Here is a 12,474-nt window from a genome sequence, read left to right as displayed (position 1 = left end):
GTGCCAGCGATGCACAATAAAAATGCCGACACTGAAATCGGCATTTATCGCAGAGAAAACAAAGAAAAGACACCGGAAGCAGGAACATTTCGCGATGATTAAATGCACCATAATGAGGCGTAATCACCACAATGGTGCCCCATTATCGCTGTTCCAGTTCATCCAGCTTCTGGTACAGCGTAGCAATGTCATGTATGCGCGGACGTCCTTTATCGAGAATTTCATGCAAAAACGCATTCGCCAGCAGGTTGATCAAACTGTTGACCGATGCATAGCTGTCATAGGCAGAAACGCTGTCCAGCGGTGCGCAAAGGTGCCAGCTCGCCAGAGGGAAAAGGTTGTGCGCCTGCGGCTCGCACAACAACAGTTGCGGAATGTTCGCGTCCTGTAGCTGCTGCATCAACGGGCGGATAATGCGCGGACGACGACGAAACGCCACCATCACCACCAAATCGTCCGGCGTTAAATCCACCAGTTCTTCACTCAGGCTCTGCCCCGGCTGCGGCAGCACCAGCACTTGTCCGCGCGCCTGCAATAACTGCTGGCGCAGATGCAGCGCCACCGGCCAGGAGTTACGCATACCAATAATAATGATGCGTTGTGCCTTCACTATGGCGTCCAGCGCACCGGAAAATTGCTGCGCATCCAGCGCATTAACCCACTGTGTCAGGTTCGCCATCTCTTGCTTATAGTGGCGCGCCAGCAGTGTATTGCCCTGTACCGCATCGCGGTTATCCGTCAGCGGCATCCCGCTTTGTCGCAGCGTGCGCAGTTCATCGCGCATATCTTTGTATTTTTCATACCCCAAACGCTTGAACAGGCGGCTGACAGTCGCCTTTGACACCCCGCTGAGCTGTGCCAGCTCAGCGCTGTTATAGCTTATGAGATCATCAAAGTGATCGAAGATAAAATCGGCCACCCGCTGTTCCTGGGGCGATAATGCGGCATATTGCCCTTTCAGTCGTTCATCAAGCTGTTCCATAAGACCCCTGTAACTTTCGTTTCATCGCACTATACCGATTTCCCCTTTCACAATGCATGCCAGCCCGGCAAAAAAAGCCATTTACCCTCTCGGTGAAACTTTTTATTCAGAGATGGAACGGCTTTTGCAACCTCAGGCTACTTTTCGGCTTTCGAGGACAGCTAATGCAAAGTAATGTCTCCACCCACGGGATGGCGGTCGCCCCCCACCATCTGGCCAGCCAAAGTGCGCTGTCTGTCCTGCGCGAAGGCGGCAGCGCCATTGAAGCAATGGTTGCCGCTGCGGCGACCATTGCGGTGGTTTATCCCCATATGAACAGCCTCGGCGGCGACGGTTTCTGGCTGATTGTGCCGCCTGAAGGCGAACCGATTGCTATCGATGCCAGTGGTGCTGCGGGTTCGCTGGCGACACTGGCGGCCTACAGCGATCTGGCGACGATTCCACATCGCGGGCCGCGCGCCGCGCTCACTGTTGCGGGCACGGTCAGTGGCTGGGATGAAGCGTTGAAGGTTTCGCACGAAATAACCGGGAAAGCGCTGCCGCTGTCGCGTTTGCTGGCGGATGCGATAGATTACGCCCGGCACGGCATGCCAGTGACACTTTCCCAGGCCACTGCCACTGCGGATAAGCTGGCAGAACTGCGCGATCTCCCTGGCTTTGCCGACACGTATCTGCACAACGGTCAGCCGCCAAAAGCGGGCAGCCTTTTCCGTCAACCGGCACTCGCTACCACCCTGCAACACCTTGCTGAAGAGGGGCTGGACAGTTTCTATCGCGGCCCGCTGGCGGAGAGCCTGGCACGCGGCATGGCGCAATATGGCCTGCCTGTGACGCGAGAGGATCTTCAGCAGCATCACGCACGCCGCACCACGCCGCTGCACTTGCAGCATTCGCAGGGTGACGTGTGGAACCTTGCGCCACCGACGCAGGGGCTGGTTTCACTGGCAATTCTTGGTATTACCGACTGTCTGACGATGGAAAACGCGGACGATGCGGCCACCGTACACCGTATTGTAGAGGCCACCAAGCTCGCTTTCGGCCTGCGCGATGCCCACATCACCGATCCGCGCCATCTGAAAACTGACATACAAAGCCTGCTGGCCGCAAGCGAGCTCCAGGTGCTGGCTAACCGTGTGGATGATCAACAGGCTGCGCCGTGGGGTGCAGGCAAAGGGCCGGGGGATACCGTCTGGATGGGTGTGATGGATAACAGCGGTCTCGCCGTGTCATTTATTCAGAGCATTTATCATGAGTTTGGCAGCGGCGTGGTGCTACCTGACACCGGCATCGTCTGGCAAAACCGTGGCGCGTCGTTCAGCCTCAACCCCGATCACCTGCTGGCGCTGGCACCAGGCAAGCAGCCGTTTCATACCCTCAACCCGGCGGCGGCACGACTGTATGATGGCCGCGTGATGGTCTACGGCTCGATGGGCGGTGACGGCCAGCCGCAAACCCAGGCGGCGCTTTTTACCCGCTACGTGATGCAAGGCGTACCGCTGCAAGAGTCAATCAGCCGCCCACGCTGGCTGCTGGGGCGCACCTGGGGGCAAACCTCGGATTCACTGAAACTGGAAGGTCGCTTCTCGCCCGAGACTGTCGCTCACCTGCGCGCGTCAGGCCATGATGTTGATGTGCTCGCGGATTTCACCGAAGTGATGGGCCACGCAGGCGCGATCGTCCGCCATCCTGACGGCCTGTTTGAAGGGGCATTCGATCCCCGTAGTAACGGCTCCGCCGCCGGTTTTTGAGGAGAGAACCATGAACAATTCACAACCCGAATGGGACGTCTATCTGGACGCCATGATCCGCATTCATGGCATCGAACTCACTGATGAGCGACGCGCCGAGCTACTGCTACAGTTTCGCCGCATTGCCGCGATGGCTGAACCGCTGATGGCGCTGCCGCTGGACGATCGTCTGGAAATTGCCGGAGTGTACAAAGCATGAAGCTGCATGAGATGAGCATTGCCGATATCCGGCAATCACTGGCCGCAGGGGATTTGAGCGCGAGCGACATTGCCCGCCAGACGCTGGCGGCGATTGAGCAAATCAACCCACAGATCAACGCCTGGACGACGGTAACTGCGGCACGCATGCTCGACGAAGCGCAGCGCATCGACACCCTGCGCCAGCATGGCCAGCCGCTGCCGCCACTGGCGGGCATTCCTTACGCGGTGAAAAACCTGTTTGATGTCGCCGGGCACACCACGCTTGCGGGCGCGGAGTTATTCAGCCATCGCTCCGCCGCCACGCAAGATAGCCGGGCCGTGCACCAGTTACAGCAGGCTGGCGGGCTGCTGTCGGGCATGGTCAATATGGACGCTTACGCCTACGGTTTCACTACCGAAAACAGCCACTACGGCGCGACGCGCAACCCGCACGATTTGGCACGCATTGCCGGCGGTTCTTCTGGCGGTTCCGCGGCAGCAGTCGCCGCAGGGCTGGTGCATTTCTCGCTCGGCAGCGATACCAACGGTTCCATCCGTGTGCCTGCTTCTTTGTGCGGTATCTTCGGGCTTAAACCGACATTTGGTCGTCTTTCACGTGCCGGAACGCACCCGTTTGTCGCCAGCCTCGACCATATTGGACCATTCGCCCGCCGGGTCAGCGATCTGGCGGCGGTTTATGACGCCCTACAAGGGCGTGATCCGCAGGATGCTTTTCAGGCGGAAACCGCCAATGAAGCGGCTCAACCGCTGCTGTCACGCGGAATGGAGGGGTTACGCTGCGCGGTGCTGGGTGGTTATTTCACCACCTGGTGCGACGACGATGCCAGAGCCGCGCTCAAGCGCGTGGCACACGCTCTCGATGCGCGCGAAGAAGTGTTCTTTCCCGAAGCGGAACTCTCGCGTTCGGCGGCGTTCATTATCAGCGCTTCGGAAGGCGGTAATCAGTATCTACCCGCGCTGCGCCGCGAACCCCAGCGTTTTGAACCACACTCGCGCGAACGCCTGCTGGCAGGCGCGATGATCCCGGCGGCGTGGTATTTACAGGCGCAGCGTTTTCGTCGCCACGCGCAGCAGGAAAGCCGTGCACTGTTTGCCCATGCGGATGTGTTGATCGCCCCGGCTACACCACGCAGCGCCACGCAGATCGGCGAACAGACGATGGAGATAAACGGCCAGCCGCTGCCTATCCGTGCCAGCATGGGCATGCTGACACAGCCGATTTCGTTTTTAGGCCTGCCGGTCGTAACCGTGCCGCTGCGTACTGCATCCGGAAAACCGATTGGCCTGCAACTGATTGCTGCACCGTTTAATGAACAAGCCTGTCTGCGCGCCGCCCGCGCGCTGGAAGAACAGGGCATCACCGATGCCCGCCCTGCGGAGATAACACTATGATGCATCAGGACGACATTAACCGCCCATGGGTACTGGCGGAGGTCACAGCCGCGTTTTACCGCTATGAAGACGCACTGGTCAGCAACAATATTGCGGTGCTTGATGAGCTGTTCTGGCACGATGCCAGCACCGTGCGTCTCGGCGCAGGCGAGAATCTCTACGGCATTGAGGAGATCCGCGCCTTTCGCACCGCGCGTCCGGCCACCGGCTTGCAGCGCGAACTGCGCCATACGGTGATCACCACTTTCGGCGAGGATTACGCCGTTTGCAGCACCGAATTCACCCGTGAAGGCAGCGATCGCATTGGCCGCCAGCAGCAAAGCTGGGTGCGCTTCCCCTACGGTTGGCGCATCGTGGCCGCCCAGGTCAGTTTGATGAGTTAACAATCACCACCTCCACGGAGGTGGTTTAGGGGTAACAACAAAACGCCCGGATTTTCCGGGCATTTTTTATTGCGCGTAGGGATGGACCTGCCGCCAGTGATCGGCAATTTGCTGGCGGGTACAGACCCAGACGCGATCGTGCTGCTGGATATAATCAAGAAAGCGTTGCAGCGCGCGAAAACGACCAGGGCGTCCCAACAGGCGGCAGTGCATGCCGATGGACATCATCTTCGGCGCGCTTTCACCCTCGGCGTAGAGCACATCAAAGCTGTCTTTCAGATAGGTGTAAAATTGTTCGGCGGTATTAAAACCCTGAGCGGTAGCAAAGCGCATATCATTGGCATCCAGCGTGTAAGGCACAATCAGGTGCGGTTTGCGCGTGCCATCTCGACAAGTGACTTCGCTCCAGAACGGGAGATCGTCACCATAGTAATCACTGTCATAGTCAAAGCCGCCATGCTCGACCACCAGTTGGCGGGTATTGGGGCTGTCGCGCCCGGTATACCAGCCGGTGGGCGCTTTACCAAACAGATCGCGCAGCACCTGCACCGCTTTTTGCAGGTGTTCACGCTCTTCATTGATATCCATGTTCTGATAGTGGATCCAGCGCCAGCCATGGCTGACTACGTCATAATTCGCCGCTTTAATGGCCGCAACGATCTCCGGCTGACGCGCCAGTGCCATCGCCACGCCAAATACCGTCAGCGGCAACCCACGTTTACTGAACTCCTGGTGGATGCGCCAGAACCCGGCGCGACTGCCATATTCATACAGTGAATCCATCGACATATGCCGATCCGGGTAGCTGGCCGCGCCGATAATATCGGAGAGAAATTGCTCCGATCCAGCATCGCCATGCAGCACATGGTTCTCTGAACCTTCTTCAAAATTTAGTACGAACTGCACGGCGATGCGCGCTTGCTGCGGCCACTGCGCGTGCGGTGGTTTCCCTGCGTAACCACGCAAATCGCGCGGATAGTTGTCGTCGAAAAGTGTCATTCTCCCTCCACTCGCTATGGCATTAATGCCTGAAATTTACCGCTCAATGTTTTAGTTTCCGGAAAAGCCAGATCGCCACGCTTGCTGGTCGATAAGCCCAGCGCCACCAGCGATTCCACCATTTTTACCGCCGCGCTGACGCCATCGATCACCGGCACATGCAGTTCACGCGTCAACTCCTGCGCAAGCTGTGCCATTCCGCCGCAGCCGAGCACAATCGCACCACAGCCATCTTCTTTTAACGCCTGAATACAGCGCGCACGGACTTTTTCCTGCGCCAGACCGCTGCCGTCCTCCAGCGCCAGCACCGGTAAATCAATGGCGTGCAGCGCGGCACAGTGCTCCTGAAAACCGTACTGCTGCAACAGATGACGAGCGATAATCAGCGTGCGCGGCAACGTGGTGACGATGGAAAAACGGGTCGCCACCAGCGTCGCCATATGCATCGCGGCTTCGGCGATGCCGACCACCGGCCCCTGCGCCAGCTCGCGTGCCGCCAGTAATCCCGGATCGCCAAAACAGGCAATCACATGGCCATCCACGCCCTGCTGACGCCCGGCCTTCACCTGTTCGAGCACGCCGATGGCGGCAATCGCTTCATCAAAATGCCCTTCGATCGACGGCACACCTTCACTCGGGCACACTGCCAGAATTTCGGTACCCGGTGCAGCCACTGCCCGTGCCGCCGCGCCAATGGTTTCGGTCATCGCCAGGCTCGTATTCGGGTTGATAACTTGTATACAAACGGCAGACATTACGCCTCCTTGTGACCGGCAAACAGCCGGGCGAAATCCGGCAGACAGACGCCAGCCCGCTCGAAACAGAGGCTGTCGACGATATGTTCAAAATGGTGCGTCAGCGCCGCGCTTAGCGCCTGAAGATCCTTTTTACGCAGTAAATCAACCAGCTGTTCGTGATCATTACAGCGACACCCCTGACGCCACGGCGATCCCCAGGTGGCGATCACCAGCGAAGAGCGCTGGCTCAGGCGGGTGACCATCTCTGTCAACACCGGGTTGCCGGAAACAGCCTGAAGCTGAATGTGAAACTCAGCGGAGTAGCGGATGGCGGCCGGGCCGTCATAGGCTTCGTGCGCCTGCTGCTCCTGGCGGATAATGGCTTCCAGCGCCGCCAAATGTGGCGACTGGCAGTGTGCCAGCACGTCAGACAGATTGGCTACTTCCAGCAGCGTGCGGGTTCGGAAGATCGCCTGCGCCTCTTCTACTGTTGGGCTGGCGACGTGTGCACCACGTTTGGGCGTTAAGGTGACCATTTGCACAGCATTGAGTCGTTGCAGCACTTTTCTGATCCCGGTGCGGCTGACGCCAAACACCTCCGCCAGTGCCTCTTCCGGTAATTTGCTCCCCGGGAGTAATTGATGTTCAACAATCGCGGTCATCAGCGACTGGTAGATGGTTTCATCCTTGTCCTGCAAGGCAGCTGCGGCTTGCAGACTGTTTTCATTACTCATTAACCACTCCGCTTTTTACTTTTCGATATCGGATCGTATACATAAAATTAAATTATTGGATACAAGATTAATCATTTTGGCCTGGATCCTGCAATAACCTCAGCACTCCCTTTTCACGGGCTTTTATTGACAGGAGCAGGTTTCATGCCAAATACACAAAACACTCATCAGGTTAAGGCCGCTGATTCCGGAGCGGTATACAGCCCACGGCTTTGTAATGAAGATCTGGCGCCGACGCGCGATCAGAACTGGAGCTGGTACAACATCTTTTCGTTCTGGATGTCGGATGTACACAGTATGGGCGGCTATGTCGTCGCCGCGAGCTTCTTTACGCTCGGGCTGGCAAGCTGGCAGGTGCTGCTCTGCCTGCTGGTGGGCATTTGCATCGTGCAGCTCTGCGCTAACCTGGTCGCAAAACCGAGCCAGATGGCAGGCGTGCCCTATGCCGTTATCTGCCGCCAGGCATTTGGCGTCTTCGGTGCCAACATTCCGGCGGTGATCCGTGGTCTTATCGCCTTCGCCTGGTATGGTATTCAGACCTATCTGGCGGCAAATGCCTTAATGCTGGTGCTGCTGAAGTTCTGGCCGTCGCTCTCTTCTTTAACGCAGGGTTCGCTGTTGGGCCTGTCGCCCCTCGGCTGGCTGTGCTTCGCCACGATGTGGATTCTGCAGGCCATGGTGTTCTGGCACGGGATGAGCGCGATCAAGCGCTTTATCGATATTGCCGGTCCAGCCGTGTATGTGGTGATGCTGTCGCTGGCGGGCTGGATTGTATACAAGACGGGTTTCGACGGTATCTCTTTTACTCTCGCCAGCAAATCACTCAGCGCTGGTGAGCAAACCTGGCAAATGATCACCGCAACTGCGCTGGTGGTTTCCTATTTTTCCGGGCCGCTGCTCAACTTTGGTGATTTTTCGCGTTATGGCAAAAGCATGGGCGAAATTCGTCGCGGCAACCGCTGGGGCTTACCGTTCAACTTCTTGCTGTTCTCGATCGTGACCGTGGTGATTGTATCCGGCACCCAGTCGCTGTTTGGCCGCATGATCACCGATCCGATTGAAACTGTCAGCCGTGTCGGCAACGATCTGGCGGTGGCGATTGGTCTGCTGACCATGATCACCGCCACCATCGGCATCAACATTGTTGCTAACTTCGTCTCGCCCGCGTTTGACTTCTCTAACTGCTCACCGCAGAAGATCAGCTTCCGCACCGGCGGTATGATCGCGGCTGTCGGCTCGATTCTGCTGACACCGTGGAACCTGTTTAACTCCCCGGAACTGATCCACTACACCCTCGACGTGCTGGGAGCCTTTATCGGTCCGCTGTTCGGCATCCTGATTGCGGATTTCTATCTGATCAAACGCGGGCAGGTGTCTGTCGATGACCTGTTTGATGACACACCAAAAGGCAAATACTGGTATCGCAACGGCTTTAACCCAAAAGCGATTGGCGCGTTGGTGCCGTCGGTGGCCGTCGGGTTAATCATCAGTTTTATTCCGACGCTGCACGAAGTCGCCAACTTTAGCTGGTTTATCGGCGTACTGCTGGGCGGTGTCACCTATCGCTGGCTGGCACGCGAAGAGCGCATTGTTGTCACGACATCACGTTTCAACACCAACATCGCGGCACAAAAAGAGTAACCCTTCTCCTCAGGCCGCGGCGTTTCTCGTCGCGGCTGGCACTCATTTTGCTTTACCACTTCACCTGGTATGGAAACGACGAAGGCTGGAACGATGATTGATTATCATGCCGCGATCCGCGGCGCACTGTTTGACATTGCCGACGTCTGCGACAACGCTGACGATATCTCCCGCCACGCACGTTTTATTGAAGACGGTCTGCTGTTTATTCGCGACGGCAAGATTCAGGCGCGAATGAGCTGGCAGGAGGGTGAGCAACATCTGGATGCGCACAAAGGCTACACCGACCGGCGCGGCAAACTGCTGCTCCCCGGCTTTATTGATGCCCACGTGCATTATCCGCAAACCGAAATGATTGGCGCCTTTGGTGAACAACTGCTGGAGTGGCTGACAACGTACACCTTTCCGGTTGAAAGCCAGTTTGCTGATGAAGCTTACGCTACAGAAATTGCCGAATTCTTTATCAACCAGTTACTGAGCCACGGCACCACCACCGCGCTGGTGTTTTGTACGCTGCACCCGGAATCCGTCAACGCGCTGTTTAGCGAGGCGCTGCGCCTGAATATGCGGCTGATCGCCGGTAAGGTGATGATGGATCGCCATGCGCCGGAGTACCTCAGCGAAACGGCTGAACAGAGCTACCAGCAAACACGCGAACTGATCCAGCGCTGGCAGCATCAGGGGCGACTGGGTTATGCCATTACGCCACGCTTTGCCCCGACCTCCTCGCCGGAACTGCTCGAGGCAGTACGACGTTTACGCGAAGAGTTTCCGCAGACCTGGCTGCAGACGCATTTAAGCGAAAATCCGCATGAAGTGGCGTGGGTCAATGATCTCTGGCCGGAGCATCAACGTTATCTCGATGTTTACCACCACTATCAACTGACCGGCGAGCGCAGCGTGTTTGCACACGGCATTCACCTGCATGACGAAGAGTGGCAATGTCTGCACGATACCGGTTCAGCGGTGGCGTTTTGCCCTACCTCGAACCTGTTCCTCGGCAGTGGGTTGTTTCGCCTGCCCGCCTGCTGGCAGAACAAGGTGCGCATGGGCATCGGCACCGATGTCGGCGCTGGCACCACCTTCAGCATGCTGCGCACGCTGGGCGAAGCCTATAAAGTGGGACAGTTGCAAAGCTACCGCCTGCGGGCCAGCGAAGCGTTTTACCACGCCACGCTCGGCGGCGCGCATGCTCTGCGTCTGGAGGATAAAATTGGTAATTTTGCGCCCGGCAAAGAAGCCGACTTTGTGGTGATTGACCTGGACGTTACGCCCTTGCAGCGTCTGCGTAATGCGCGCTGCAAGGACATTTACGAGCAATTGTTTGTGCTGATGACCCTCGGTGATGAGCGCAATATCAGCGAGACGTGGATTAACGGTCAGTGCGCGTGGTCAACTGCCACGGTAAGTTGACCAGCCGCCGGGCGCAATTAAGAACGGCAGATGGAAATGCTCCTCTGCCGTTTGCGCAATCACAAAGTCAATTTGCGCGCAGGGAAACAGGGTCGCCACACCGCGCTTTGCAAACCACTCCCCCGTGTGTGCCACCAGCCGATAATGTCCCGGCGTCAATGAAGATGAAAACTCACCGATTCGCCCGTTCGCATCGGTAACGCCGCTCGCCACCGTCTGTTCGTCGAGTAACAGATAAACCGTCACCCCCTGCGCGGGTTTACCGCTGGAAATATCCAGAATATGGGTACTGAGGCTGTTCATTCGCCAATCGCTCCTGCCAGTCGTAATAAGGTGATTTCTCGTAACTGCTCCAGCGCCGCTGTGATCTCTTCGGCGTCGCTGTTGGTCAACCGCTGTTCCAGCGCGTGCAGAATTTCTTCTCCGCTACGGCCTTTGGCGCGGATCAAAAATACGCGACCAAAACGCGCTTCATAGCGCGCATTCCCTTCACGCAGCGCCGCGGCCAGTTGTGTGTCCCGGTCGTCCACCGCCGACTGCTCCTGGCGCGATAACGCAGCATGCGCCTGCGAACCCGCGGGCTTTTCGCCAATGCGCGGGTGTGCGCTAAGCGCCTGCTCCAGCTCGGCGTGGCCCCAGGTGGCGGCGATGTCACCCGCGGTTTGGTGCAGTGCGGCGATCGAAGCAAACGGACGCGCGGCCACCAGTGCCGCCGTCCAGCCGGGGATCGCCACACATGGCTGCAACAGTGCTACGGCCTCGTCGTCCGGTAACTGATTAAAGTGATTCAGCGCGATCATCATTGCTCCTTGCGTCATTGGCGATGACGGTTTTTTCTTGCGGAATAATCAGGTTCAGGACAATCGCAACGAAACCGCCACAGGTCGCCGCCGAGCCAAACAGATTAGCGATAATGGGCGGGAAATGGGCAAGAAAGGCCGGTACCGCTTCGACCCCCATACCAAAACCAAATGCCAGTCCAACAATCAGCATGTCGCGGCGGGTTAACGGATTCTGAGTAATGATGCGGATCCCGGCCGCCACCACGCAGCCAAACATCACCATCGTTGCGCCGCCCAGCACCGGCAGTGGGATCTGGCGTAATATCTCGCCAAACGGCGGGAACACCCCCAACAGGATAAGGATCACGCCAATATAGCGGCCAACAAAGCGACTGGCGACACCCGTCATCTGGATCACGCCATTGTTTTGCGCAAAGGTGGTATTGGGAAAAGCACCCAGCATCGCCGCAATCATGCAACAGATGCCGTCAGCAAGAATGCCGCCCTTCAGACGGGAACGAAACGCGCTGTTATCGATAGGTTGGTGCGAGATCAAGCAGTTAGCGGTGAGATCGCCGACCGCCTCCAGGATGCATACCAGCGATACCAGCGCCACGGGCAGAAAGATAGCACTATTAAACTGGAAACCAAACGGAAACAGCGCCGGTAAACGAAACCAGGTATCGCCGGTGCCGCTGAAGTGAAACTTACCAACAAGAGCAGCGGCGATGCAACCCAGTGCGATGCCGACCACCACGGAAGAGAGACGCAGCCAGCGGTTTTTCGCGCAACTCAGTAACACAATCGCTGCCAGTGTGCCTGCGCCGAGGCCAATGTTGCTCATACTGCCAAAATCTTTCGCCTGTACGCCGCCACACCAGTTATTCACGCTGACTTTAATCAGGCTGATGCCGATCAGCGCAATCACGCTGCCGGTGATAATCGGCGTAAAAATGCGCTTCAGCGGCTCAATAAAACGGCTGATAATTATCGGCACCAGCGCGGCCACAAAATTGACGCCAAACAGCATCGCCATCACGTCCTGCGCCGTGCCGCCCTGCCCTTTTACCCACATCCCGCCTGCAATCGCAACACCAAGAAAGGCAAAGCTGGTGCCCTGCATGCAAATCATGCCCGCACCAACGCCCCATACCCGGCTGGACTGTAAAAAGGTGCCAATCCCGGAAGCCAGCAGCGACATGCTAATCAACCACGGCATCCACTCCCCCAACCCCAGCGTCGCACCAATGATCAGCGGCGGTGTGATGATGCCCACTAACCCGGCCAGTACGTGCTGTAAGGCGCTGAAGAAAGCCGGAAGCGGCGGGATACGCTGCTCCAGCCCGTACAATAAGGTGCTGTTCGTTTCATCTGACATGGCGTTCCATCCTGTTGTCAATTCGCATCAACGCCCTGATGCACAAAGCAGGCCAGAGTCGCTCCTCCGGCGTCAGCGCTGTGA

13 protein-coding genes are annotated in these 12,474 nt (G+C 57.6%); 6 read left to right on the top strand and 7 right to left on the bottom strand.

Features of this window, described 5'->3' with window-relative positions; all coding sequences use genetic code 11:
* Positions 1 to 142 precede the first annotated feature (142 nt).
* Positions 143 to 982, bottom strand: coding sequence for a MurR/RpiR family transcriptional regulator HpxU (hpxU, locus tag BM427_RS04205; protein WP_090119492.1), 840 nt, complete (start codon positions 980 to 982; stop codon positions 143 to 145).
* A 164-nt stretch (positions 983 to 1,146) separates the two neighbouring features.
* Between hpxU and BM427_RS04200 the strand changes: the two genes are divergently transcribed.
* Genes BM427_RS04200 through hpxZ form a run of 4 tightly spaced genes read left to right on the top strand, consistent with a single transcriptional unit; the run spans position 1,147 to position 4,706 of the window.
* Positions 1,147 to 2,730: a gamma-glutamyltransferase family protein gene (locus BM427_RS04200; protein ID WP_090119490.1), complete on the top strand. Its 1,584-nt coding sequence runs from the start codon at positions 1,147 to 1,149 to the stop codon at positions 2,728 to 2,730.
* 10 nt (positions 2,731 to 2,740) lie between these two features.
* Positions 2,741 to 2,929 carry an oxalurate catabolism protein HpxX gene (gene hpxX / locus BM427_RS04195; protein ID WP_090119489.1) on the top strand — a complete coding sequence of 63 codons (189 nt, stop codon included), beginning with the start codon at positions 2,741 to 2,743 and terminating at the stop codon, positions 2,927 to 2,929.
* Positions 2,926 to 4,323 (top strand): AtzE family amidohydrolase, encoded by a 1,398-nt coding sequence (locus BM427_RS04190; protein WP_090119487.1) that lies wholly within the window; start codon positions 2,926 to 2,928, stop codon positions 4,321 to 4,323. The genes hpxX and BM427_RS04190 overlap by 4 nt, the downstream gene beginning before the upstream one ends.
* Positions 4,320 to 4,706, top strand: a complete 387-nt coding sequence (gene hpxZ / locus BM427_RS04185; RefSeq protein WP_090119485.1) for an oxalurate catabolism protein HpxZ — start codon at positions 4,320 to 4,322, stop codon at positions 4,704 to 4,706. The genes BM427_RS04190 and hpxZ overlap by 4 nt, the downstream gene beginning before the upstream one ends.
* 66 nt (positions 4,707 to 4,772) lie before the next feature.
* Here the strand turns inward: hpxZ and puuE are convergent, their stop codons facing one another.
* Genes puuE through BM427_RS04170 form a run of 3 tightly spaced genes read right to left on the bottom strand, consistent with a single transcriptional unit; the run spans position 4,773 to position 7,176 of the window.
* Positions 4,773 to 5,705 carry an allantoinase PuuE gene (gene puuE, locus BM427_RS04180; RefSeq protein WP_090119483.1) on the bottom strand — a complete coding sequence of 311 codons (933 nt, stop codon included), beginning with the start codon at positions 5,703 to 5,705 and terminating at the stop codon, positions 4,773 to 4,775.
* 14 nt (positions 5,706 to 5,719) lie between these two features.
* Positions 5,720 to 6,460, bottom strand: coding sequence for an allantoin racemase (gene hpxA, locus BM427_RS04175; protein ID WP_090119481.1), 741 nt, complete (start codon positions 6,458 to 6,460; stop codon positions 5,720 to 5,722).
* Positions 6,460 to 7,176, bottom strand: a complete 717-nt coding sequence (locus BM427_RS04170) for a GntR family transcriptional regulator (protein ID WP_090119479.1) — start codon at positions 7,174 to 7,176, stop codon at positions 6,460 to 6,462. Before BM427_RS04170 ends, hpxA begins: the two co-directional genes overlap by 1 nt.
* A gap of 144 nt (positions 7,177 to 7,320) precedes the next feature.
* Here BM427_RS04170 and BM427_RS04165 point away from each other — a divergent pair, with 144 nt between their 5' ends.
* Positions 7,321 to 8,817, top strand: a complete 1,497-nt coding sequence (locus BM427_RS04165) for an NCS1 family nucleobase:cation symporter-1 (protein ID WP_090119477.1) — start codon at positions 7,321 to 7,323, stop codon at positions 8,815 to 8,817.
* A 93-nt stretch (positions 8,818 to 8,910) separates the two neighbouring features.
* Positions 8,911 to 10,230, top strand: a complete 1,320-nt coding sequence (gene guaD, locus BM427_RS04160; protein WP_090119475.1) for a guanine deaminase — start codon at positions 8,911 to 8,913, stop codon at positions 10,228 to 10,230.
* On the opposite strand, the gene uraH is transcribed toward guaD, so the two are convergent.
* The 3 genes from uraH to BM427_RS04145 are packed head-to-tail and all read right to left on the bottom strand — an operon-like array spanning position 10,210 to position 12,390.
* Entirely contained in the window at positions 10,210 to 10,533 is a 324-nt protein-coding gene (gene uraH, locus BM427_RS04155; protein WP_090119473.1) for a hydroxyisourate hydrolase, read from the bottom strand. The two genes, guaD and uraH, sit on opposite strands and share 21 nt — an antisense overlap.
* Complete coding sequence (gene uraD, locus BM427_RS04150) at positions 10,530 to 11,030, bottom strand: 2-oxo-4-hydroxy-4-carboxy-5-ureidoimidazoline decarboxylase (RefSeq protein ID WP_090119471.1); 501 nt, start codon at positions 11,028 to 11,030, stop codon at positions 10,530 to 10,532. The genes uraH and uraD overlap by 4 nt, the downstream gene beginning before the upstream one ends.
* A complete protein-coding gene (locus tag BM427_RS04145) occupies positions 11,008 to 12,390 on the bottom strand; it encodes a nucleobase:cation symporter-2 family protein (protein WP_090119469.1) in 1,383 nt (460 codons plus the stop codon). Before BM427_RS04145 ends, uraD begins: the two co-directional genes overlap by 23 nt.
* Positions 12,391 to 12,474 lie beyond the last annotated feature (84 nt).

Origin of the sequence: Kosakonia arachidis, from assembly GCF_900116535.1 — a bacterium.
Classification (GTDB): Bacteria; Pseudomonadota; Gammaproteobacteria; order Enterobacterales; family Enterobacteriaceae; genus Kosakonia; species Kosakonia arachidis.
Note: the sequence above shows the minus strand (reverse complement) of the source record. Positions and strands in the feature narration are given on the sequence as shown.

Coding starts and splice junctions, on each gene's coding strand:
- hpxU (WP_090119492.1), bottom strand. CDS start 982: ATGGAACAGCTTGATGAACGACTGAAAGGGCAATATGCCGCATTATCG.
- BM427_RS04200 (WP_090119490.1), top strand. CDS start 1,147: ATGCAAAGTAATGTCTCCACCCACGGGATGGCGGTCGCCCCCCACCAT.
- hpxX (WP_090119489.1), top strand. CDS start 2,741: ATGAACAATTCACAACCCGAATGGGACGTCTATCTGGACGCCATGATC.
- BM427_RS04190 (WP_090119487.1), top strand. CDS start 2,926: ATGAAGCTGCATGAGATGAGCATTGCCGATATCCGGCAATCACTGGCC.
- hpxZ (WP_090119485.1), top strand. CDS start 4,320: ATGATGCATCAGGACGACATTAACCGCCCATGGGTACTGGCGGAGGTC.
- puuE (WP_090119483.1), bottom strand. CDS start 5,705: ATGACACTTTTCGACGACAACTATCCGCGCGATTTGCGTGGTTACGCA.
- hpxA (WP_090119481.1), bottom strand. CDS start 6,460: ATGTCTGCCGTTTGTATACAAGTTATCAACCCGAATACGAGCCTGGCG.
- BM427_RS04170 (WP_090119479.1), bottom strand. CDS start 7,176: ATGAGTAATGAAAACAGTCTGCAAGCCGCAGCTGCCTTGCAGGACAAG.
- BM427_RS04165 (WP_090119477.1), top strand. CDS start 7,321: ATGCCAAATACACAAAACACTCATCAGGTTAAGGCCGCTGATTCCGGA.
- guaD (WP_090119475.1), top strand. CDS start 8,911: ATGATTGATTATCATGCCGCGATCCGCGGCGCACTGTTTGACATTGCC.
- uraH (WP_090119473.1), bottom strand. CDS start 10,533: ATGAACAGCCTCAGTACCCATATTCTGGATATTTCCAGCGGTAAACCC.
- uraD (WP_090119471.1), bottom strand. CDS start 11,030: ATGATCGCGCTGAATCACTTTAATCAGTTACCGGACGACGAGGCCGTA.
- BM427_RS04145 (WP_090119469.1), bottom strand. CDS start 12,390: ATGTCAGATGAAACGAACAGCACCTTATTGTACGGGCTGGAGCAGCGT.